Source organism: Kribbella sp. NPDC049174, assembly GCF_043197365.1.
Classification (GTDB): Bacteria; Actinomycetota; Actinomycetes; order Propionibacteriales; family Kribbellaceae; genus Kribbella.
In genome coordinates this window covers 213,666-236,581 of sequence record NZ_JBICSZ010000008.1, presented here as the reverse complement: position 1 = coordinate 236,581, position 22,916 = coordinate 213,666, and the positions used below count along the sequence as shown (strand labels likewise).

General features: G+C 68.4%; 20 protein-coding genes and 1 pseudogene. 13 read left to right on the top strand and 8 right to left on the bottom strand.

Going from position 1 to position 22,916, the window contains the following annotated elements; translation table 11 throughout:
• The first annotated feature begins 61 nt into the window (after positions 1-61).
• From pseB to ACGFIF_RS33135, 9 genes are all read left to right on the top strand, one after another.
• Complete coding sequence (pseB, locus tag ACGFIF_RS33175) at positions 62-1,042, top strand: UDP-N-acetylglucosamine 4,6-dehydratase (inverting) (protein ID WP_393160031.1); 981 nt, start codon at positions 62-64, stop codon at positions 1,040-1,042.
• Entirely contained in the window at positions 1,035-2,171 is a 1,137-nt protein-coding gene (pseC, locus tag ACGFIF_RS33170; RefSeq protein ID WP_393160030.1) for a UDP-4-amino-4,6-dideoxy-N-acetyl-beta-L-altrosamine transaminase, read from the top strand. Before pseB ends, pseC begins: the two co-directional genes overlap by 8 nt.
• Before the next feature lie 10 nt (positions 2,172-2,181).
• Positions 2,182-3,564 (top strand): hypothetical protein, encoded by a 1,383-nt coding sequence (locus tag ACGFIF_RS33165; protein WP_393160029.1) that lies wholly within the window; start codon positions 2,182-2,184, stop codon positions 3,562-3,564.
• The gene (locus ACGFIF_RS33160; RefSeq protein WP_393160028.1) at positions 3,564-4,379 is read left to right on the top strand and encodes a hypothetical protein; all 816 of its coding nucleotides are present in this window, start codon (positions 3,564-3,566) and stop codon (positions 4,377-4,379) included. Before ACGFIF_RS33165 ends, ACGFIF_RS33160 begins: the two co-directional genes overlap by 1 nt.
• Entirely contained in the window at positions 4,367-5,104 is a 738-nt protein-coding gene (locus tag ACGFIF_RS33155) for a cytidylyltransferase domain-containing protein (RefSeq protein WP_393160027.1), read from the top strand. Before ACGFIF_RS33160 ends, ACGFIF_RS33155 begins: the two co-directional genes overlap by 13 nt.
• Before the next feature lie 38 nt (positions 5,105-5,142).
• Positions 5,143-6,006: a class I SAM-dependent methyltransferase gene (locus ACGFIF_RS33150; RefSeq protein ID WP_393160026.1), complete on the top strand. Its 864-nt coding sequence runs from the start codon at positions 5,143-5,145 to the stop codon at positions 6,004-6,006.
• 120 nt (positions 6,007-6,126) lie between these two features.
• A complete protein-coding gene (locus tag ACGFIF_RS33145; RefSeq protein ID WP_393160025.1) occupies positions 6,127-6,468 on the top strand; it encodes a DUF485 domain-containing protein in 342 nt (113 codons plus the stop codon).
• A 5-nt stretch (positions 6,469-6,473) separates the two neighbouring features.
• Positions 6,474-8,129 (top strand): cation acetate symporter, encoded by a 1,656-nt coding sequence (locus ACGFIF_RS33140; RefSeq protein WP_393160226.1) that lies wholly within the window; start codon positions 6,474-6,476, stop codon positions 8,127-8,129.
• 412 nt (positions 8,130-8,541) lie between these two features.
• The gene (locus tag ACGFIF_RS33135; RefSeq protein ID WP_393160024.1) at positions 8,542-12,153 is read left to right on the top strand and encodes a discoidin domain-containing protein; all 3,612 of its coding nucleotides are present in this window, start codon (positions 8,542-8,544) and stop codon (positions 12,151-12,153) included.
• 453 nt (positions 12,154-12,606) lie between these two features.
• Here ACGFIF_RS33135 and ACGFIF_RS33130 read toward each other — a convergent pair whose 3' ends face one another.
• Both ACGFIF_RS33130 and ACGFIF_RS33125 read right to left on the bottom strand, forming a co-directional pair.
• Entirely contained in the window at positions 12,607-13,014 is a 408-nt protein-coding gene (locus tag ACGFIF_RS33130; RefSeq protein WP_393160023.1) for a hypothetical protein, read from the bottom strand.
• Positions 13,015-13,235: 221 nt separating this feature from the next.
• Entirely contained in the window at positions 13,236-14,396 is a 1,161-nt protein-coding gene (locus ACGFIF_RS33125; protein WP_393160022.1) for an ArsR/SmtB family transcription factor, read from the bottom strand.
• 97 nt (positions 14,397-14,493) lie between these two features.
• Here ACGFIF_RS33125 and ACGFIF_RS33120 point away from each other — a divergent pair, with 97 nt between their 5' ends.
• Positions 14,494-15,456, top strand: a complete 963-nt coding sequence (locus ACGFIF_RS33120; protein ID WP_393160021.1) for a superoxide dismutase — start codon at positions 14,494-14,496, stop codon at positions 15,454-15,456.
• Here the strand turns inward: ACGFIF_RS33120 and ACGFIF_RS33115 are convergent, their stop codons facing one another.
• The 4 genes and pseudogenes from ACGFIF_RS33115 to acs form a co-directional block, all read right to left on the bottom strand.
• Entirely contained in the window at positions 15,457-15,873 is a 417-nt protein-coding gene (locus tag ACGFIF_RS33115; RefSeq protein ID WP_393160020.1) for a MarR family winged helix-turn-helix transcriptional regulator, read from the bottom strand. It abuts the gene before it with no gap.
• Between the two features lie 81 nt (positions 15,874-15,954).
• Positions 15,955-17,698 (bottom strand): annotated as a pseudogene (gene asnB / locus ACGFIF_RS33110) (asparagine synthase (glutamine-hydrolyzing)).
• The gene (locus ACGFIF_RS33105; RefSeq protein WP_393160019.1) at positions 17,695-18,135 is read right to left on the bottom strand and encodes a hypothetical protein; all 441 of its coding nucleotides are present in this window, start codon (positions 18,133-18,135) and stop codon (positions 17,695-17,697) included. The pseudogene asnB and the gene ACGFIF_RS33105 overlap by 4 nt, the downstream one beginning before the upstream one ends.
• A gap of 63 nt (positions 18,136-18,198) precedes the next feature.
• Positions 18,199-20,133, bottom strand: coding sequence for an acetate--CoA ligase (gene acs / locus ACGFIF_RS33100; RefSeq protein WP_393160225.1), 1,935 nt, complete (start codon positions 20,131-20,133; stop codon positions 18,199-18,201).
• 263 nt (positions 20,134-20,396) lie between these two features.
• Here acs and ACGFIF_RS33095 point away from each other — a divergent pair, with 263 nt between their 5' ends.
• Positions 20,397-20,540, top strand: a complete 144-nt coding sequence (locus ACGFIF_RS33095) for a hypothetical protein (protein ID WP_393160018.1) — start codon at positions 20,397-20,399, stop codon at positions 20,538-20,540.
• Here ACGFIF_RS33095 and ACGFIF_RS33090 read toward each other — a convergent pair.
• Both ACGFIF_RS33090 and ACGFIF_RS33085 read right to left on the bottom strand, forming a co-directional pair.
• Entirely contained in the window at positions 20,522-20,968 is a 447-nt protein-coding gene (locus ACGFIF_RS33090; RefSeq protein ID WP_393160017.1) for a MarR family winged helix-turn-helix transcriptional regulator, read from the bottom strand. The two genes, ACGFIF_RS33095 and ACGFIF_RS33090, sit on opposite strands and share 19 nt — an antisense overlap.
• Before the next feature lie 26 nt (positions 20,969-20,994).
• Positions 20,995-21,348 carry a winged helix-turn-helix transcriptional regulator gene (locus ACGFIF_RS33085; RefSeq protein WP_393160016.1) on the bottom strand — a complete coding sequence of 118 codons (354 nt, stop codon included), beginning with the start codon at positions 21,346-21,348 and terminating at the stop codon, positions 20,995-20,997.
• Between the two features lie 74 nt (positions 21,349-21,422).
• On the opposite strand from ACGFIF_RS33085, the gene ACGFIF_RS33080 reads away from it, so the two are divergent.
• Entirely contained in the window at positions 21,423-22,082 is a 660-nt protein-coding gene (locus ACGFIF_RS33080) for an NAD(P)-dependent oxidoreductase (RefSeq protein ID WP_393160015.1), read from the top strand.
• Positions 22,083-22,128: 46 nt separating this feature from the next.
• Positions 22,129-22,791: a sugar isomerase domain-containing protein gene (locus tag ACGFIF_RS33075; RefSeq protein ID WP_393160014.1), complete on the top strand. Its 663-nt coding sequence runs from the start codon at positions 22,129-22,131 to the stop codon at positions 22,789-22,791.
• Positions 22,792-22,916 lie beyond the last annotated feature (125 nt).

Sequence of the window (22,916 nt, the reverse complement as noted above, 5' to 3'; positions counted from 1 at the left end):
TTGTTCGAGTCTGCACTGCGCGTGCGGTGTTCGGAACTGTCCGTCAGAAGGGTCCGCCGACGTGTCCATCCTCACCGGCTCCGACATTCTCGTCACCGGCGGCACCGGGTCCTTCGGCCGGGCGTTCGTGCGGCATGCCCTCGACCAACTGAACCCGCGCCGGATCATCGTGTTCAGCCGCGACGAGCTGAAGCAGTGGGAGGTCCGGCAGCTGTTCGGCGACGACCCGCGGCTGCGTTTCTTCCTCGGTGACGTCCGGGACCGATCCCGGCTGGTGCGGGCCATGCACCGGGTCGACTACGTCGTCCACGCGGCCGCGCTGAAGCAGGTCGACAGCGGTGAGTACAACCCGTGGGAGTTCGTCCAGACCAACGTGATCGGCTCGCAGAACGTGATCGAGGCTGCGATCGACTCCGGCGTCAAGCGGGTGGTGGCGCTGTCCACCGACAAGGCGTCCAGCCCGATCAACCTGTACGGCGCGACCAAGCTGACCGCGGACAAGCTGTTCATCAACGGCAACCACTACGCGGCGGCGTACGACACCCGCTTCAGCGTGGTCCGATACGGCAACGTGATGGGCAGCCGGGGCTCGATCATCCCCAAGTTCAAGGCGCTGCACGCGGCCGGCGAGTCGCTGCCGATCACCGACCTGCGCTGCACCCGGTTCCTGATCACGCTGCCGCAGGCGGTCGAGTTCGTGGTCGACTCGTTCGAGCTGATGACCGGTGGCGAGCTGTACGTGCCGCGGATCCCGTCGATGAAGGTCACCGATCTGGCCGAGGCGATCGCCCCCGGCGCGAAGATGCACGACGTCGGCCTGCGCCCGGGCGAGAAGCTGCACGAGGAGATGATCAGCCCGGAGGAAGGCCGGCGCGCGCTCGCGATCGGCAACCGCTTCGTGCTGCAGCCCGACCTCGCCACCTGGGGCTACCTGCCGCCGTCGGACGGCATCCCGGTCGTGGACGGCTTCCACTACGCCTCGGACACCAACGACCAGTGGTACTCGATCGACCAGATCCGCAAGATCCTCGAGAGTGACTAGCTCGATGTTGCCGTACGGACGTCAGTCCATCTCCCAGGAGGACATCGAGGCGGTCACCGCGGTGCTGCGCGGTGACTGGCTGACCACCGGGCCTGCTGTCGCGGCCTTCGAGACCGCGGTCTCCGAGCTGACCGGCGGGCACCGCGTCGTCAGCTGCACGTCGGGCACCGCAGCGCTGCACATCGCGTACGCCGCTCTGGGTGTGGGGCCTGGCGACGAGGTCGTCACCACACCGATGACGTTCGTCGCGACCGCCTCGTGCGCGGCGATGCTCGGGGCAACGGTGGTCTTCGCGGACGTCGACGCGGACACCGCGCTGATCGACCCTTCGGCGGTCGAGGCAGCGGTGACCGACCGCACCAAGGTGATCGCCGCCGTCGACTACGCCGGCCAGGCCGCGGACTACGCAGCTCTGCAGCCGCTGGCCGATCGCGTCGGTGCCCGCACTCTCGCGGACGCGGCCCATTCGATCGGCGGGACCGCCGACGGCCGCCCGATCGGCGACCTGGCCGACGTGACCACGCTGTCGTTCTTCCCGACCAAGAACCTGACCACCGGCGAAGGCGGCGCGGTCGTCTGCAAGGACCCGCCGATAGGTCAACGCGCCCACGAGTTCCACTTCATCGGGCTGGTCCGCGATCCGGACCGCTTCGAGATCACCGACGAGGGGCCCTGGCACCAGGAGGTCCATGAGTACGGCGTGAACTACCGGCTCACCGACATCGCGAGCGCCCTCGGGTTGTCCCAGCTCAAACGGCTGGCCGGCTTCAAACGCCGACGGACCGAGATCACCGCGCGCTACAACGACGCACTGCGGGACGTGGACGGACTCCGTACGCCGGTCCAGCGCGCCGGTGTGGACCCGGCCTGGCACCTCTACCCGGTCCGCGTCCTCGGTGGGCGCCGGCGCGAGGTCTTCGAGGGGATGCGCGCGGCCGGAATCGGCGTCCAGGTGAACTACATTCCTGTCTACTGGCACCCGGTCTTCGCACGACAGGGCTACCGCCGCGGCCTCTGCCCGAACGCCGAGGCGTTCTACGCCGAAGAACTGTCCCTTCCCCTCTTCCCGGACCTGACCGACGCCGACGTCGACCGGGTGATCGAGACCCTCGTGAAACTGGTTCGTTAACGTGATTGCTGTGACCCGATCGATTCTGGTCGGCGGCGAGATGCTCAACTGGTCGGATCTGCACCCGGTCGACGCCCGCCCCGCGGCCGCCGGACCCGCCGCTGCGGCGCTGCTCACCGCTGCCCTCCACCCCGGCGACTCCGTGCTGATCGCCGGCCCGCACGCCCTCGACCTGATCACCGACGTCGCCGGGCGGGTCACGTCCGTCGACGTCCTGGTCCGGTCCGCGCCGGACGCCGAGGAGATCGCCGAACTGCTCGTCGACACCAAGGGCGACGTCTACTGCGGCTCCCTCGACCGCTTCCGAGGCGACGAGAGGTACGACGTGATCGTCGCGCTCGACGGATTGGAACGGCTCGTCGGACCCGACACGGCCAAGCTGACCTGGGCAGACGCCTTGGCCCGCCTGCAGGAACGGCTCGCACCGTCGGCCCGACTGCTGCTGGGAGCAACGAACTCCTTCGGTGTCGAACGTTTGATCCAGCCCGGCATCACCGCGGCACTTCCTCGCGACGAGGACTGGGCTCGCGATGTCGCCGACAGCGCACCCGCGGGCCTCAAGCCGCTGCAGGCGGCGTTGCGGGACGCCGGCCTCTCGCAGACCTACGCGGTCTTCCCCTCGTTGGTCGAGGCACAGGTCGCTCTCGAGGCCGTCGAAGGGTTGGCCGCCGTCACCGCCGCGAGGACAGTTGCCGCACGCAACGCCGGTACGACGCTGATGGATCCGTATCGACTCGTCCTCGACGCAGCCGAGGCGGGCCTCGCGATCGAACTCGCGCCCGCCTGGTACTTCGTGACCGGCGATCTGCCCGCCGTTCTCCCGGCTGACGCCGTGCCCGCCGGCCCGGGTGTGCTGCTCGAGGAGCATCTGCTCGCCGCGCTGCGGGTCGACGACCAGGCGACGGTGCGCCGGATCATCCCCGAGTACGTGGCTTGGCTCGATGCCGGCGGGAACGGGTCCCCGGACAACGTGATTCTCGACGGGACGTCGTACCGGCTCTTCGGGGAAGGCCAGGACCTGGATGTCATCGCGCATCTGGCGCGGTTCGTCCGGCGCTCGATGGAAAGTGGCTCACGGCAACCATGGCCGGCCGGTGGGGATGTGCACGCGATGACGGCACGGCTCGCCTCGATGGCCGGAATCACCGTGCCGGAAGAGCTTCCGGCGTCCGCCGAGCTGGTCAGGCCGCTGGGTAGCGCGGAACAGTTGACGACGGTGGCGCGGCTGTCCGAGGAGCTGGCCGCGGCGAGTGCGCGGGCGATCCTGTTCGAGGGCACGGTCAGCGGGATCCGCCGGTCCCTCCCCTACCGGGTCGGCCATGCGGTGCTGAACCCGGCCCGGGTGATCCGGCGACGGGTCCGCCGCGTGCTGCGGAAGGTCCGGCGGCGCTGATGCACCACGCCAACCACTTCTACGGCCACGCGAACATCATGGCGACGTACGCCGGACTCGCGAAGCCGCCGCGGATCTGGGGCTACCTCCAGCACGGCTGGAACATCCTGGACGGGTTCGCCCACGGCACCGCGTTCGCGCCGGGGATGCCGAAGTACGTCTGGTCGGACAGTGTCCGGCGGCGCGGCTGGTCGATGGGGTTGCGCAACTACTCGGTGATCGGCTCGGTCTGGCTGTACCTGCTCGAGACGCGGCCGGAGCTGGCGACGCCGGCGAAACATGCCGAGGGCACCATCTTCTACCCGTTCCACGGCTGGGAGGGCCAGCACGTGCTCGGCGACCACGGCCGTATCGTTGCCTCCATCAACGAGCACGAGACCGGACCGGTGACGGTCTGCCTGTACTGGAACGAGTACGAGAAACCCGCGATCCGCAACGTCTACAAGGACGCCGGGTTCCGGGTGATCACCCATGGCTACCGCGGCCTGCACTGGCGGCGGACCGACGCCCAGTTCCTGGTCAAACAACTGCGTGAGCTCCGCAAACATCGGCGCGTCGCGTCCAACCGGCTCAGCTCCGCCGTCCTGTACGGCGCCTCGCTCGGCCTGCAGCCCGGGGTGTACGGCGACCCGATGGTGCTGGAGAACGAACACCCCTCGTTCGGCGGCCAGGCCCGGATCAAGCGGCTGTGGCCCGAGCTGGACCAACCCTTCGTACCGCCCGCGATTGCCCGCGAGTTCACCGACACCGAGCTGGGAGTCGACCATGTCGCCTGCCCGGCCGAGATCCGGGAGATGTTCCGGTGGAATTTCTGAAGATTGCCGTCGTCACCCAAGCGCGGGCGACGAGCACGCGACTGCCTGCCAAGGTCCTGCTGGAGGCCGGCGGCCGCACCTATCTCGAGCACCACGTGGACCGGTTGCGGCGCACCGGGCTTCCGGTGATCGTGGCAACGACCACGAACAGCAACGACGACCCGATCGTCGAGCTGTCCGAGCGCGCCGGGATCCCGTACTTCCGCGGTAGCGAGGACGACGTGCTGAGCCGGTTCGCCGGGGCGGCCCGCGAGTACGGGCTGGACGGCATCGTCCGGGTGACGTCGGACTGCCCGCTGATCGACCCCGAGATCGTTGCCTCCGGCGTCGAACGGTGGCGGGCCGAGGGCGACGAGAGCGTCTACCTGTCGAACTGCCTCGAGCGGACCCATCCGCGCGGGATGGACTACGAGGTGTTCTCGGCGGCCCGGCTCTTCGAGGCGGACGAGCGGGCGACGCTGCCGGCCGACCGGGAGCACGTCACGCCGTACCTGCACCAGAACCGGCCGGGCGACATCCGGCTGGTCAGTCTGCCGTGGTCAGGCGGTGGCTCGCAGTACCGGCTGACGCTGGACACCGAGGACGACCGGCAGTTGCTGCACGCCCTGATCGAGGATTTCGCCGCGGACAAGCTGAACTGCGCCGAATTGGTCGCCCTTTTGGACACTCAGCCGGAGCTGGCCACGCTCAACGCGCACATCGAACAGAAGAAGCTCGGCGAGTGACAACGCGCCAGCCCGCCGCTACGGCATGATTTACGGTGATGACCACCGATGATCCAGGACCCGAGCCCGCGACCGGCCGAGACACGCCGAACGGCGGCCCGGCCAACAGCGCGGACCAGGGCCCGAACGCGGCCCGCGCCAAGTCGTTCGGCGCGGTCGCGGCCGCGTACGACGCGGGCCGGCCGACGTTTCCCGCCGACGCACTGACCTGGATCCTCGGCCCGGGCCGGCTGCAGGTCCTCGACCTCGGCGCCGGCACCGGGAAGCTGGCCGCCGTCGCGGCCGGGCTGGGGCACGACGTGGTCGCGGTCGATCCGTCCGAGGAGATGCTTTCGGTCTGCCGCCGGCGGCCGGGGATCGACACGATGGTCGGCGCGGCCGAGTCGATCCCGCTGGCGCACGGCTCGGTGGACGCGGTGATCGTCGGCCAGGCCTTCCACTGGTTCGACCACGCCCGGGCGCTGCCCGAGATCGCCCGGGTGCTCCGCCCCAACGGCGTACTCGGTCTGCTCTGGAACGACGCCGACCGGGTGGTTCCCTGGGTCCGGCGGTTCGACCGCGCGATCCAGGGCGACGACTTCGGCGGCGACCAGTTCGATCCGATGCCGATCCTGCTGCAGTCGGACCTGTTCGCGCTGATCGAGACCGCCCGGTTCCGGCACTGGCAGGACCTGGATCGTGCGGGCCTGCGGCAACTGGCGCTGTCGCACTCGCGGGTGGCCGTCCTGACCGAGTCCCGCCGCGAGGCGGTGCTGGACCAGATCGACAACATCTACGACAACACCGCCCGGCCGCCGGAGCCGCTGCGGATGCCGTATTTCACCGACTGTTACCGGGCTCGGCCCAGTGATCTGGCGAACTACCGCCGTACCCTCGACGCCCCGATCGCGCCGCATCTCTGAATTCCGCCCGGCTCTGTTCACCGATTCGGGCGAAACGTTTTGGTTGCGGTAGGTCACAAATGCGCCACCAGGGGCTAACGTGCACGTGTTTGTGTCTAAGTACGAGGGGAACTCGAACTCATGGACGAGGAAGTGGTGCGCGAGCGGGACGCCCGCGCGTACGAGGCCGTGCACGAGGCGGCCGACTTCACCGAACTGAAGCGGCGCTACCGGAACTTCGTCGTGCCGTGGACCATCACGTTCATGGCCTGGTACCTGGCCTACGTCGCCTGTAACAACTGGGCCCGCGACTTCATGGGCACCCAGGTGATCGGGCACGTCAACGTCGCGCTGATCTTCGGCCTGCTGCAGTTCGTGTCGACGTTCTTCATCGCCGCGCTCTACGGCCGGTTCGCGAACCGGAAACTGGATCCGCTGGCCAGCGGGCTGAACGCCAAGTACAAGAGGGAGCGCCGCCGGTGACCGCCCTGACCCTCCCCGCCGTCGTCCCGGCCCTGGTCCCGCTCGCCGACGCCGAGCCGGGCAACCGGGCGCTGACCATCTCGCTGTTCTCCGCGGTCGTCGCCGTGACGCTGTACATCACCTGGTGGGCGTCCCGGCAGAACAAGAGCGCAGCCGACTACTACGCGGGCGGCCGGTCCTTCAGCGGCGCCCAGAACGGCTTCGCGGTCGCCGGCGACTACATGTCGGCGGCGTCCTTCCTCGGTATCTCCGGCTCGATCGCCCTCTACGGGTACGACGGCTTCCTCTACTCGATCGGGTTCCTGGTGGCCTGGTTGGTGGCGCTGCTGCTGATCGCCGAGCTGCTGCGGAAGTCGGGCCGGTTCACCATGGCCGACCAGCTCGCGTTCCGGATGAAGCAGAAGCCGGTCCGGACCGCCGCCGCGACGTCCACGATCGTGGTGTCGATCTTCTATCTGCTGGCCCAGATGGTCGGCGCCGGCGCGCTGGTCGCGCTGCTGCTCGGGGTGAAGAGCGAGGGCATCAAGGCCGGCGTGATCGTCCTGGTCGGCGCGCTGATGATCATCTACGTGACGGTCGGCGGGATGAAGGGCACCACCTGGGTGCAGATCGTCAAGGCCGTGCTGCTGATGGCCGGCACCATCGTGATCACCTTCCTGGTGCTGCTGAAGTTCGACTTCAACATCTCCAAGCTGCTCGGCGCGGCCGCGGAGAATTCCGGCAAGGGCGAGGCGTTCCTGCAGCCTGGCCTGCTCTACGGCAAGGACCTGGTCGGTCAGATCGACTTCCTGTCGCTCGGCCTCGCCCTCGTCCTCGGTACGGCGGGTCTGCCGCACATCCTGATCCGCTTCTACACCGTGCCGGACTCGCGGTCCGCGCGCCGCTCGGTGCAGTGGGCGATCGGCCTGATCGGGGCGTTCTACCTGATGACCCTGGCGCTCGGGTTCGGTGCCGCGGCGCTGCTGGACACCGGCAAGGGTTCCGCGGTGGAGGTGTCGAAGGGCAACGTCGCGTCGCCGCTGCTGGCCGAGTCCGTCGGCGGCGGTGCCGACTCGCTCGGCGGCTCGATCCTGCTCGCGCTGATCGCCGCGGTCGCGTTCGCGACCATCCTCGCGGTGGTCGCCGGGCTGACGCTGACCTCGGCCTCGTCCTTCGCGCACGACCTGTACGCGAACGTGATCGCCAAGACGAAGCCGTCCGAGAAGGACGAGCTGCGAGTGGCCCGGTTCGCCGCGGTCGGCATCGGTGCGGTCGCGATCGGGCTGGCGATCCCGGCGCAGAAGCTGAACATCGCGTTCCTGGTCGCGCTGGCGTTCGCGGTCGCCGCGTCCGCGAACCTGCCCGCGTTGCTGTTCAACCTGTTCTGGAAGCGGTTCAACACGTCCGGTGCGGTGTGGAGTATTTACGGTGGCCTGATCTCGGCCGTCGTCCTGGTGTTCTTCTCACCGGTGGTGTCGGGGTCGCCGACGTCGATGATCCCCGATGCGGACTTCTCGTGGTTCCCGCTGTCGAACCCGGGCATCGTGTCGATCCCGCTCGGCTTCCTGTTCGGTGTGCTGGGCACCTTCCTCGGCCGCGACCGGTCGAGCGAGGCCCGGTACAACGAGCTCTCCGTCCGCTCCCTCACCGGCGCCGGCGCCGAGGGTCCGGCCAAGCACTGATTGCTTGTGCTCTCCGCTGAGGGGTCGCGGCCGTCGGGTCGCGACCTCAGCGGGCAGCTGATCGGCGCTACTGGCGCGAAGCGTGCCGATCCTCAGCGGTGCACCGACAGTCAAGCCACGCGGCTCCGTCGCGTATGCCGCACCACTGGACCTCGTCTATGACAGCGACAACTTCGGAGCGTCGACGAGTCTGCTCGGCGGCACCCCGCAACGCTTACCCGACGGGTATGCGGCCGCTTCGCCGTCGCCGGCCGATTCGGCGACCCGGCGTCACGAGCCGTTGACGCTCGCGTTGCCATGCCGTAACAATGAGCCAGCGCCGCGCAAGAAACTAGCAAAGTAGAGCAACTTCTGGACACTCGCGCGGCGACTGCTCCCTTGCGCCCTCACCCCCGCCCATCCAGGAGAGGCCATGAGAATCCCGTCTCCGAAATACCGATTCCCCGCGGGCCGGCTGCTCGCCGTCGTGCTGGCCGGCAGCTTGGCACTGTCGACCGGGCCGCTGCTCCGCTCGACACCCGGCAGCACCGCGACGGCCGCCGTACTGGCCGGACCCAACCTCGCCGCCGGCAAGACCGCGTCGGCCCGCAGCGTCACTCAGACCTACGTCGCGTCGAACGTGACGGACGGCAATCAGGGCACCTACTGGGAGAGCGCCAACAACGCGTTCCCGCAGTGGGTGCAGGTGGACCTCGGCTCATCGGTCACCACCAACCAGGTCGTGCTCAAGCTGCCGACCGCGGACTGGGGCGCCCGTACCCAGACCCTCGCCGTGCAGGGCAGCACGGACGGACAGAACTTCATCGACCTGTCCGCCTCCGCCGCGCGCGCCTTCAATCCGCCCACCAACACCGTGACGATCGACTACGGCACCGCGACCACGCGGTTCGTCCGGATCCAGATCACCGCGAACACCGCCTGGCCGGCCGGGCAGCTGTCCGAGCTCGAGGTCTACGGCCCGGCGACCGGTGATAACCAGGCTCCCACCGCCCCGGGCAACCTGGGCTTCACCGAACCCGCCGCCGGACAGATCCGGCTCACCTGGACCGCGGCGACCGACAACGTCGGAGTCACCGGGTACGACGTCTATTCCAACGGCCAGCTGCGAACCACCCTGGCCGGCAACGTCCTCACCTACACCGACAACCAGCCGGCCAGCGCATCGGTCTCGTACTTCGTTCGCGCGAAAGATGCCGCAGGCAACCAATCGGCGAACAGCAACACGGTGACGCGGAACGGCAGCTCGGGACCGGGCAGCAACCTCGCCCTCGGCAAGCCGATCACCGCGTCCGGGTTCGTGCATACCTTCGTCGCGACCAACGCCAACGACGACAACGTCACGACGTACTGGGAAGGCAACGCGAACCCGGCCACGCTGGCCACCCAGCTCGGGTCGAACGCGGATCTCAGCTCGATCGTGATCCGGCTCAACCCGGACTCGGCCTGGGGTGCGCGGACGCAGACGTTCTCGATCCTCGGCCGGGAGCAGAGCGCTTCCGGGTTCACCACGATCGTGCCGAGCGCGTCGTACAACTTCAGCCCGGCGAGCGGGAACAGCGTGACGATCCCTGTGAGCGCGCGGGTGGCCGACGTACGGCTCAACTTCACCGCCAACACCCGCGCGCCGGCCGGTCAGGTCGCCGAGCTCCAGGTGATGGGCATACCGGCGCCGAACCCGGATCTCACTCTGTCGGGGGTGTCTTGGACGCCGACTTCGCCGGTCGAAACCGACTCGATCACGGTCCGGGCGACGGTGGGGAACTCCGGTACGGCGGGCTCCGCCGCGACCGAGGTGAACTTCTACCTCGGCGAGACCAAGGTCGGTACGGCGGCCGTCGGGGCACTCGCGGCCGGGGCGTCGAGCACGGTCAGCGCATCGATCGGCGCGCGAGACGCGGGAAGCTACGCACTGAGCGCAAAGGTCGACGAGTCGAATGCCGTGATCGAGCAGAACGACGCAAACAACACCGCGAACGCAGCCGGACCGCTGATCGTCACACCGGTCGCCAGCTCCGACCTGGTCGCGGCTGCGGTCAACTGGACGCCGGGCAACCCGTCGGCCGGGAACAGTGTCGCCTTCTCGGTCGCGCTGAAGAACCAAGGAAGTGTGGCGTCGGCATCCGGTGCGCATGGCATCACGCTGACGATCTTGAACGGCAGCTCGGTCGTGACCACGCTGACCGGCTCGTACAACGGCGCGATCGCCGCCGGCGCGACCGCGTCTGCGGTTGCCCTCGGCAACTGGACGGCGGCCAACGGCCGATACACCGTGCGCGTCGTACTCTCGGATGACGCCAACGAACTGCCGGTGAAACGGACGAACAACACGAGTGAGCGGCCGTTCTTCGTGGGTCGAGGCGCGAACATGCCGTACGACCACATGGAGGCCGAGGACGCTTCGATCGGTGGAGGTGCTGTCGTGGTCGGCCCGAACCGGACCATCGGCGACCTCGCGGGTGAGGCCTCCGGGCGCCGCGCGGTGACACTCAACTCGAACGGCTCGTTCGTCGAGTTCACCACCCGGGCCCGGACCAACACCCTCGTCACCCGCTTCTCGATCCCGGACTCGGCCGGTGGCGGCGGGATCAACTCGACCGTCAACGTGTACGTGAACGGCAGCTTCCACAAGGCGTTGCCGCTGACCTCTCGCTACGCCTGGTTGTACGGCGCCGAGGCGAGCCCGAACAACTCGCCCGGCTCCGGACCGGCCCGGCACATCTACGACGAGGCGAACATCATGCTCGACTCGACGTTCCCGGCCGGTACGAAGATCAAACTGCAGAAGGATCCAGCGAACAGTACGACGTACGCGATCGACTTCGTCGACACCGAGGAGGTCGCGCCGATCGCCAACCCGGGCACGGGATTCGTGACACCTTCGGGCTTCACGCACCAGGATGTGCAGAACGCGCTGGACCAGGTGCGGCAGAACAGTGCGCTGCAAGGTGTGTACCTGCCGGCTGGTGACTACGAGACCTCTTCGAAGTTCCAGGTGTACGGCAAGGCGGTTCGTGTTGTCGGCGCCGGGCCTTGGTACACGCGGTTCCGCGCGCCGGCGACGCAGGACAACACCGACGTCGGGTTCCGCACCGAGGCCTCGTCGAACGGGTCGTCGTTCACCGGGTTCGCGTACTTCGGCAACTACACGTCCCGGATCGACGGTCCGGGCAAGGTGTTCGACTTCTCCAACACCGCGAACATGACCATCGACGGCATCTGGGTCGAGCACATGGTCTGCCTGTACTGGGGTGCGAACACCGACACCTCGACGATCAAGAACTCGCGGATCCGGAACATGTTTGCCGACGGCATCAACATGACGAACGGGTCGGCCGGCAACCTGGTCAGCAACAACGACGCCCGGGCCACCGGCGACGACAGTTTCGCGCTCTTCAACGCCACCGACTCCGGCGGCGGCGAGGTCCGCGACAACGTCTTCGAGAACCTGTCCGCGACATTGACGTGGCGGGCGGCCGGGTTCGCGGTGTACGGCGGCACGAACAACGTGTTCCGCAACCTGTACGCCGCGGACATGCTCACCTATCCGGGCGTCACGATCTCGTCACTCGATTTCGGGATCCCGATGAACGGTTTCGGCGCGACCCCGCCGACCCGTTTCGAGAATGTCAGCCTGGTCCGTTCCGGTGGACATTTCTGGGGCAACCAGACATTCCCCGCCCTGTGGATCTATTCCGCCACGAAGATCTTCCAGGGAATCCGGGTGACCGATCTGGACATCGTCGATCCGACGTACTCCGGAATCATGTTCCAGACCGACTACGTCGGCGGTCAGCCACTGTTCCCGGTCGCGGACACGATCTTCACCAACACCACCATCACCGGCGCCAAGAAGTCCGGCGACGCCTTCGACACCAAGTCCGGCTACGGCATCTGGGCCAACGAACTCCCCGAACCCGGCGAAGGCCCCGCCCGAGGCACCGCCACCTTCAACAACCTGACCCTCACCAACAACCACACCGACATCCAAAACACCACCACAACCTTCACCCTCACCCGCAACTAACCCCACCCAGGGGCCGCCCGAGCATCCTCACGGCGGCCCCTGGCCAAAGGGCGCAGACCGAGCTCACCCACCGCCCGGTGAACTGCCCGGCCCACTTCCAAAGGACTCCTGTCCCCGGCGTTCGCAACTCCGGCTCGTCCACCGTCCGGTGAGCTACCGAAGCCACTTCCGGGACCTATCCTGCTCCCGGCAGTTCGCACCCCGGGCTCGTCCACCGTCCGGAGGGCTACCCGACGCACTTCCAGAAACCCAGGTCCCTGGCATTTCGCGGACCCAGCTCACCGACCGGCCGGTCGGCTGCCGGGCCAACTTCCCGGGGATTCTTCTATCCCGAGGCATTCACAAACCTAGCGGCTTCTTCAGCGCGTTGTCTGCGCCATTTTCGATCTGCCCCAGGCTGCCCCGAGATGCCCCGGTGTTCCAGCACCTGCCCCGTTCTCCTCCGTGCGAAGGTCAACCCTTGCCACTCAACAAGGCGGGGAAATGCCGATCCACGTGTTCGTCGACGAAAACAAGTCCCGAGGCCTCCTGATGGCCGCGGCCCGGTGCCAGGCAGGTGACGTCGCTGTCATCCGCAAGGCGCTCCGAGGCCTGCTGCTGCCCGGCCAGGAACGTCTCCACTTCAGCCATGAGAACCACGCTCGCCGGAAGCAGATCCTGGACGTCATACGTTCCTTCCACCTGTTGGTGGATCTCTATCGCGCGGACACTGAGTCTCTGCCTGATCGGCGTCGCTGCCTGGAAGCCATCGTTCGAGATATCGCGGCATCGGCCGAGCGACTTGTGATCGAGCGCGACGAGTCGACGCTGGAGCACGATCGTGGAGTGCTCCGAGGTGCAACTCGCCTCTTCGAGTGCCACGAAACGCTTCGGTGGGACCTCTTCGTCCCGAAGGCAGACCCACTGCTGTGGGTGCCGGATGCGGTTGTGTGGAGCTGGGTACGCGGCGGGGACTGGAGGCGAGCTGTGCAGCCGTTCTGCCAACCGAGAGAGCTATGAAATCGCGAAACCCGGCTCACCCACCGTCCGGTAGGCTGCCGGGTCCACTTCCGGGGGACTCGTGTCCCTCGGCATGAAGAACTTTACCTGTTGGTCGGGCCTCTGACAGCTGTTTTGGGGATCTGCCCCAGGCTGCCCCGGGTTGCCCCGGTTAGGAGGTGGTGGGCTGTGGGGGTTAGGGAGTGGAGGGCTGTGCCGTTGGTTCGGTGGGTGGTGATCAGGCCGGCGTTGCGGAGGATTCGGGTGTGGTCTGAGGTGGAGGGGAGGGAGATGCCGGTGCGGCGGGAGAGTTGGGTGGTGGTGGCTGAGTGGGTGAGGGCTCGGAGGACGGTGGCTCGGGTGCGGCCCAGGAGGTCGGCCAGGGCGTCTGCTTCGGCCAGGTCTTCGGTGGGGAGGTCGGCGCACGGGTAGACCAGGACCGGGCGGCGGTCGGGGGCGTCGAGGGCCAGGCATTCCGAGGTGAGCGAGGACGGGTAGAGCTGGAGGCCGCGGCCGTTCAGGTGGATGTCGAGGGTGGGGCCGGCGGTGGGTTGACCATGCGGCAGGCGATCGGTGAGGCCGTAGGTGGTCAGGACCGGGGTGGACCACTCGATGTCGGGGTGGAGTGAGGTCAGGAGAGCGTCGACGCCGCCATGCAGTAGGGCACGTGATCGGAGTGCGAGGTCGGCGCCGTACCGTCGCTCCAGCTCGGTTGACGACGGCGCGAGTACATGGACGTGGAAGTCGCGTACGGCGTTGCCCAACGCTCGGCGTGATCCGGCTCGACCGGCGAGCAGGCCTTGCATGAACTTGTCGACCTCGGTCGGAAGCCACGGGCCGAGTTCGTCGCGGACGACGGACGCCGGGGTGTTCATCAGCGCCTCGACGGCCGGTTCCAGACCCGGGGCCGGCACCGGTGGGGTGAGGAAGTCGGGGAACTGACCGGCCGGGGCGATCAGTTTGAAGAGCGGCCGCATCGACGGGCGGACGAGATGACCGGCCTCGCGCCGCCAACGACGCGCAACCGGCGGCAACGCCAGCTCCCCCGGCACCCGCCCAGCCGGCACCCGCTCACCCGGCACCCGCTCACCCAGCGCCCGCCCAGCCGGCACCCGCTCACCCGGCGCCCGCTCGCCCAGAGCCCGCTCACCTAGAGCCCGGCTCCGGAGAGCGCGGGCCGCGAGTGCGGCCTCCCACAGCGGCTCGGGTTCGTCGGGGAACGTCACCCGCCCGAGGTCCGCCGCGGAGAAGTGGATCCGGATCATCTCCCGATTGTGCCCGCGCCGAGGTCACCGCGCCGACCACTTCGGTTCTGACCGAAACCGGTCGCGACAGCTCAGCCCCACGCCGCAGTCTGACGCGATGAAACGCCTGGCAGCCCTCACAGTCCTCGCCCTGATCGCGACCATCCAGCCCGCCACCGCTCACGCCGTACCGCGGCGGCCAACGGAGTACGTCGTCTCGACGACTCCCGGTGACACCCCAGAAGGCATCGAGGTCACCCGCAGCGGCACGATCTACGTGACCAGCGTCGGCACCGGCGCGGTCTACCGCGGCAACGCCCGCAGCCCACACCTGAAGCCGTTCCTCCCCGCCGGCAGCGACGGCCGGACGTCAGCGACCGGCATCCACGTCGACCGCTGGGGCCGTGTCCTTGTCGCCGGCGCGAGTACCTCGAAGCTCTTCCTGTACGACGCACGCGGCCGACTGCTCGCCACGCGCAAGGCCGCCGACGGCTCGTTCCTCAACGACTTCACCTTCGCCGGAGACGCCGTCTACGTGACCGACTCGGCCCACAACCAGATCTGGCGTGCCCCGCTCACCCGCCACGGCCTGGGCGAGCTCGAACCCTGGCTCACCCGCGACAAGATCCAGCCGATCCCGTACTTCCTCAACGGCATCGTCACCGACGGCAACACCCTCCTGGTCGGCGAGCAAGGCCAGGACGTCACCTACCGGATCGACCTGCGGACCAAGCAGGTCAGCACCCTCGAGGTGACCAACGGGATCCTGTCCGGCGACGGATACCTGCTCGAAGGACGTCGCCTGTACGCGGTCTACAACGCGGGCGGCGGCAAGTACGTCACCAGGCTGGCCGTGCTCAACCGGGAGCTGACCAAGGCGACCATCATCGCCGACTCAGAACCGGGCGCACCCAACTCGACCCCGACCACGATCGCCCGGGACCGCGGCCGGCTGCTCTGGGTCAACAGCCAATTGGACGTCGCTCCGGGCACCCCGCCGTACACCGTCTCCGTCGTCCCTGGTCTGCGCCAAATGGACGCAGAGGAACGCAATCACGACGCCGAGCAACGCAACCGCTGATCAGAGATCGTCGGCGATCTGGGCGAGGACGGTGCCGGCCCGCAGCACCAGCTCACGGTCGGCGTCGTCGAGGCGGCGGAGGAGCTTGCTCAGTTCCTCCGCGGCCTGCCGTCCGGAGGCCTCGACCATCTCCGCACCGGCCGCGGTGAGTACGACGGCGGTCGCGCGGCCGTCGACCGGGTCCTGTTCGCGGCGGACCAGACCCGCGTCCTCGAGGCCGGCGACAGTGGTGGTCGCGGTGGGCTGGGAGCACGGAACCCGGCTCGCGATCTCGCCGATCCGGATCGGTTGCTCGTCGGCGATCAGCATCAGCGCGAGAAACTGCGTCGGGTGCAGAACCGTGGTGGTCCGGCTCCGGCGCAGGTGCCGGACGATCCTGTGCATACTCACCAGGAGTTGCAGGGTCTCCTGTGCCATCGCGATCACCTCCTCCGAACGGATGCGTCATCCTGGCACAGTCAGGGCGCGATCTCCTAAGGATGAGAAGTGGTGCGCCGGTCAGGTCAGCCGGAGGTCGGGCTGGTGGATGTCCAGCCAGGTGGCCAACGACAGCGTCTGCTCCAGGTGACGGCGAGCACGAGTTTCAGCCCCGCTGACCATCGACTCGACCGCCTGCCGATCGACCAGGTCGAAGACCGGGTGACGGTCGGCCAGCAGGCCGCGGACCTGGTTGGCCAGCACCTCGACGTACGCCGGATCCTGGATCTGCGGGTACGGCGATTTCTTGCGCTCGGCAACCGACTCGGGCAGCACGTCCCGGGTCGCTGCCCGGAGCAGGCTCTTCTCCTTGCCGTCGAACGTCTTCAGTGACCACGGTGTGTTGTAGACGTACTCGACCAGGCGGTGGTCGCAGAACGGCACCCGCACCTCCAGCCCGACGGCCATGCTCATCCGGTCCTTGCGGTCCAGCAGGATCCGCACCATCCGGGTCAGGTGCAGGTAGCAGACTTTCCGCATCGTCCATTCGTCGTCGGTCTCCCCGTCGAGCCGCTCGACCTCGGCAACGGATTCGGCGTACCGATCGCGCAGATGACCGCGCAGGTCGAGCCGCTGCAGCACCTCTGGGCGCAGCACGCTCACCGGTCCGTCCCCACGCCGGGATGCCAGGTAGGCGATCCACGGGAACATCGGCCGCGACCGGACCGCAGGGTCGTGGAACCAGAGGTACCCGCCGAACACCTCGTCCGCCGACTCACCGGACAGCGCGACCGTGGACTGCTCGCGGATCGCCTTGAAGAGCAGGTAGAGCGAGCCGAAGATGTCGCCGGCCAGCGGTGCGTCGTTCGCCCGGATCACCTTCCGCCGGATCTCCGGATCGGTCAGTGCGGCGTTGTCCAGCACGCTGCGAGTGGACCTTGTCCGCGACGTCGTGCACGTACGGCGCGTCTGGCGTACTGCGCAACTCGTCGGGCCGGAAGTTGTCCGTCTGACCACCGAAGCCGACCGCGAAGCTGCGGACCTTGCGGCCCTCCTCGGCCAGCTGACCGGCCGCGAGGGCCGTGATCGCGCTGGAGTCGAGACCACCGGACAGCAGGACACACCGTGGTACGGCGGCGATCAATTGGCGGCGCGTGATGTCGTCGAGCAGCTCGCGCACGCGGGCCACGGACGTGTCCTGGTCGTCGGTGTGGGCCCTGGTCTCCAGCCGCCAGTACGGGCGGGCGTGGACGCCGGCCCGGTCGACGGTGACGACCGTGCCCGGCTCGACCTCGGACATCCCGGCCCACAGCGGCTGGCCGGGCGTCTTCGTCATCGTGAACAGCTCGCGCAGCCCGTCGACCTCGACCGCCGCCGGGACGTCGGGGTTCGCCAGGATCGCCTTGGGTTCGGAGCCGAACAGCACGCCATCGGTGGTCGGGTAGTAGAAGAACGGCTTGATGCCCATCCGGTCGCGGACCATCACCAGGGTCTCGATCCGCGGGTCCCAGATGGCCAGCGCGTACATCCCGTTCAGCCGCTCGGCGAACGCCGTACCCCACTCGGCGTAGGCGCGCAGGACGACCTCGGTGTCCGAGTCGGTGCTGAACGGGTGACCGCCCACCAGGTGCCTCGCGCGTCCGGCCCGCGGCAGGACATCGTCTCCGTCATCGCGTCGACCACTTCGTGCTCGGTGCTCAGGTCGCGCCGGTAGGCCACCCAGCCGGTGATGCCACACATGGTCACCCCTCTCCGAAATACATTTGTCTCCAATGTATTTCTGACCAGGTGTGATCCCAACGAACGAATCCGTGACGAACCTCATAGCTGTACGGCGGCCACTCCGAGGGCGAAGGCGAGTCCGGTGAGCCCGAGCATCGTGGTCGCGAGAACGACGAGGCGTCGCTGCAGTGCGGGTAGCTCCGTGGACGTCGCGAACACCCTGCGGGGCCAGTGCCGCCAGGAGACGTACCAGAAGATCGCGGTCGCGCCGAGCAGCAACAGACCCTTGACCGCGTGGATCCACCAGTGCTCGCGCTCGACCAGGAGGAGGACCAGACCGCTGAGCGCGATCACCGCGATCAGCCCGATCACCTTCCAGCGGTTGCCCGAGGCAATCACCGTGGTGAGCGCCTCCCGCCCGTCCCGGTCCGGCCCGAAGAACTTCTCCAGCTTCGGCCGGACCACGAACAACGAGTAGGCCATCCCACCGACCCAGGCCGCCGCCAACCCTGCATGCACGATCGCGACGACGACTGTCATGCGCGGCAGCCTAAACGAGAACGGCCCCGGCGGGGTGCCGGAGCCGTTCGCGGGACGGGTGTGTCAGTCCTCGTCGGACTTGCCTGCCTCCAGGTTGGTCCTGATGAGGTCCATCACGGTGGAGTCGGCGAGGGTGGTGACGTCGCCCACCTCGCGGTTCTCGGCGACGTCGCGGAGGAGGCGGCGCATGATCTTGCCGGAACGGGTCTTCGGGAGTTCGGCGACGACCATGATCTGGCGCGGCTTGGCGATCGGGCCGATCTCCTTGGCGACGTGGTTGCGGAGCTCCTGGACCACGTCCGGGCCGCCGTCGCCGGCCTCCGAGCGGAGGATGACGAACGCGGCGATCGCCTGACCGGTGGTCGGGTCGGACGCGCCGACGACCGCGGCCTCGGCGACCTTCGGGTGCGAGACCAGCGCGGACTCGATCTCGGTGGTGGACAGCCGGTGGCCGGACACGTTCATCACGTCGTCGACCCGGCCGAGCAGCCAGATGTCGCCGTCCTCGTCCTTCTTCGCGCCGTCGCCGGCGAAGTACACGCCCGGCCAGCGCGACCAATACGTGTCCTTGAAGCGCTCGTCGTCACCCCACAGCGTGCGCAGCATGGCCGGCCATGGCTTGGTGATGATCAGGTAGCCGCCGGAGCCGTCCGGTACCGACTTGCCCGCGTCGTCGACGACGTCCACGCTGACGCCCGGGATCGCCTTCATCGCGGCACCCGGCTTGCCCGCGGTCACGCCGGGCAGCGGCGAGATCATGTGCATCCCGGTCTCGGTCTGCCACCAGGTGTCGACGACCGGCGCCTTGCTGCCGCCGATGTTCTCGCGGTACCAGATGTAGGCCTCCGGGTTGATCGGCTCACCGACCGACCCGATGACGCGCAGCGAGGACAGGTCGAACTTCGCCGGGATGTCCGCGCCCCACTTCATGAAGGTGCGGATCGCGGTCGGCGCGCAGTACAGGATGGAGACCTTGTACTTCTGCACGATCTCCCACCAGCGGCCCTGGTGCGGGGTGTCCGGGGTGCCTTCGTACAGGACGGACGTGGTCGCGTTCGCGAGGGCGCCGTACACGATGTAGCTGTGGCCGGTGACCCAGCCGATGTCGGCGGCGGTCCAGTAGACGTCGGTGTCCGGCTTGAGGTCGAACACGCCCCACTGGGTGTACGCCGTCCCGACCAGGTAGCCGCCGGTCGTGTGCAGGATGCCCTTCGGCTTGCCCGTGCTGCCGGACGTGTACATCACGTACAGCGGGTGCTCGGCGTCGAACGCCTCCGGGGTGTGCTCGGCCGACTGCTTGCCGACGAAGTCCTCCCACCACAGGTCGCGGTTCTCGACCATCGCGGTCTCCTGGCCGGTCCGCTTCACCACGAGCACGTTCCGCACGTCCGGGCAGTCGACCAGCGCGGCGTCGACGGCCAGCTTCAACGCCGCCGGGGCGCCGCGGCGGTAGCCGCCGTCGGAGGTGATCACGACGCGGGCGTCGCAGTCCAGGATCCGGCCCTTGAGCGCGTCCGCGGAGAAGCCACCGAAGATGACCGTGTGCGGGGCGCCGATCCGGGCGCAGGCCAGCATCGCGACCACGGTCTCGGGGATCATCGGCATGTAGATGGCGACCACGTCACCGGCCTGGACGTTCAGCTCGAGCAGCGCGTTGGCCGCCTTGCTCACCTCGTCCTTCAGCTGGGCGTAGGTGATCTCGCGGGTGTCGCCGGGCTCACCCTCGAAGTAGTACGCGACCTTGTCGCCGAGACCGTTCTCGACGTGCCGGTCGACGCAGTTGTACGCCGCGTTCAACTTGCCGTCGGCGTACCACTTGGCGAACGGCGGATTGCTCCAGTCCAGCGTCTGGGTCGGCTCGACCGCCCAGGTCAGCCGCTTGGCCTGCTCGGCCCAGAACCCCTCGAAGTCGCTCTCGGCCTGCTGGTAGGCGTCGGCCGTGAGGTTGGCGTTCGCGGCCAGATCGGCGGGCGGCTCGAACCTGCGCTCCTCGTGCATCAGGTTCGAGAGCGCCTCGGACTGGGCGGCTTCGGACTGGGGTGACTCTGCATTCGTCACGTCGCGGACTCCTCCTCGCTAGCTTCGGCGCGCTGGAGCGCCCGGTCCCCTTTCTACCAATGCGGCCCCCCGCACGGAACCGCCGTATCGCCCAGCAGCACCCGATCTGCGCTCAACCGATCGGATTTTCAGCCGAACGGCACGATTTCACGGTACGACGGAACCGATCGGGCCGATCGTGCATCGGTAGAAGTGTGAACGCGATGCAGACTTCTCAGCACCAGGTCGAGACGCACGAAGGTGCCCCGCGGAAGATCTCCCGGGCGGCCCGGCGGCGGGTCCACGCCCGCGAGTACCGCGTCCGTCGTACCCAGAAGGCCGCGCGGGCTCAGCTGCCGGTCTGGTGATAGGCGAGCAGCCGACTGAGCAGGGTCGTCAGGCGGGCCCGCTCGGCGGGAGTGAGTGGGGCGAAGATCTCGTCCTGGGCCTGCTCCACCAGGGCCAGGAGGCGTTTGTGCTGGCGGCGGCCTGACGCGGTCAGGGTGATGATGTTGCGGCGGCCGTCGGCCGGGTCCGGGGTGCGATCGACGTACCCGTCGGCGGCGAGCTCGTTGAGGGCGGCAACCACATCGCTGCGGTCGATGCCGGTGTGCCGGCCGAGAGCCGCCTGACTGGCCGGTCCGAACTCGACCAGGGTCGCGAGGAGCCGGAAGTGGTACATCCGGGCGCCGCCGGCGGCGAAAGCCTCGCCGATGATCCGCCCTGCGTGGGCGGCGCTCTGGGTCAGCAACCAGCTCGGCGTCTGCAACAACACACTCGGCGTCTGCTCGTCCACAGCTGCGAGTCTAGCGTTGGCTGAACCTACGATTCGCGGGCATCCAGGAGTTCGTCCCAGTGGTCCGCGGCCCATTCGCACATCAGCCGCATCGGTTCGAGCAGGCTGCGGCCGAGGTCGGTCAGCTCGTACGTGACCCGTCGCACCGGCTCGTCGTACACCGTCCGCAGCACGAAGCCGTCGCGCTCCAGCGTGCGCAGGGACTGGGTCAGCACCTTGGGCGACACCCGGGCCAACGGCACCCGCAGCTCGGAGAACCGGCGCGGACCGTCCTCCAGGCACGCGATCACCAGCGCCGCCCACTTGTCGGCACCGATCCGGAACGGCAGCAACGTCGACGGGCAGATCTCCTCGAACATGTCCTCCCGCAGTGCCTCCACGGCGTTCACGGTACCCAATCGGTAACTACGTCGCCTTCTACGGTCGCCGCATCAGCGAACCTGAGGAGGTTGTGATGGGCAAGATTCTGGTCGTCGGCGCCCGTGGACGGGCCGGCCGGGCCGCCGTCGAGGAGGCGCGCAGGCGCGGTCATGAGGTGACACCGGTCGCGCGTACGACGGACGGCTCGCCGGGTGGTCTGGTCGCGCGTACGCCGGGCGATCTGGCTGCGGGTACGACGGACGGCTCGCCGGGTGGTCTGGTCGCGGGGGACGTGACGGACGCGGCGCGGATCGCCGAGCTCGCTGCCGGGCACGACGCGGTCATCGCAGCCGTGTACGACGGCGGAACCGACCCGACCGAGTTCTTTCCGAAGGCCGCGCGGGCCCTGGTCGACGGTCTGCGCGAGACCCGCCTGATCTGGGTCGGTCTCGCATCCAACCTCCCCGGCTCCGATGGCACTCCGCTGATGGACTCCCCTGGTTATCCCCAGGAGTACCGATCCTTCTTCCTGGCCCATCAGGCCGCGCTCGACACCTTCGCCGCCTCGTCGCTCGACTGGGTCTCCCTCGCTCCCGCCGGCGACTTCAATCACGCCGACCCGACCCGCACCGGCAGCTACCGCCTCGGTCCCGGTGACCCGACCGCCCTGACGTCGTACGCCGACTTCGCCATCGCGCTGCTGGACGAGTACGACCGTGCGGCTCACCATCGACAAGCCGTCGGAGTGGTCTAGTCGGATTTCTGGGGGTCCCGCCGTCGGTGCCGGTAGGTTCGGGCCCATGGCTGGGGCTGAGGAGTTCATGCGGCGGGCGTTGGAGGTGGCGGCGCGGGCCGCGGAGACGCAGGGGGACGCGATCGCGCGAGCGGCCGAGTTGGTGCTGGACGCCAAGGTGTTCTGGGTGTTCGGGACCGGGCACAGCCACGTCATCGCGGAGGAGCTGTACGGGCGCGCCGGCGGGCTGGCCGACGTGCGGGCCGTGCTCGAGCCCGGGCTGATGCTGCACGAGGGATTGCTGAAGAGCTCGCTGCTGGAGCGGTTGAGCGGGCTGGCCGACGTACTGCTCCAGACCCACGACATCGGCCCGGGCGACGTCGTACTGATCGTGTCGAACTCAGGCCGGAACGCCGTACCGGTGGAGTTTGCGATCGGGGCCCAGGCCAAGGGCGCGAAGGTGATCGCGCTGACTTCTCTGGCGCACAGTACGGCGGTGAGCTCGCGAGCTCCGGGTGGTCAGCGGCTGTTCGAGGTCGCGGATGTGGTGCTCGACAACTGCGGCGAGCCAGGTGACGCGTTGATCGAGGTCGAGGGGAGCCCGGAGCGGACGGGCGCGACGTCGACGCTGGTGGGGGCGATGCTGGTTCAGGCGTTGACGGTGGAGATCGTGAGTCGGCTGGCCGCCCGCGGCGAGACCCCAAACGTGCTACGCAGCCTGAACGTGTAGACCCACGCGTGCTACGCAGGCAATCCTTCGTCGCGCCCACTACGCGCGCTCCCGCCCGCCCCCCGGCTGATCGCCGGTGTGTTCTTGACCGGCTCCCACCGGCGGACGGGCTTATCGCCCGGTTG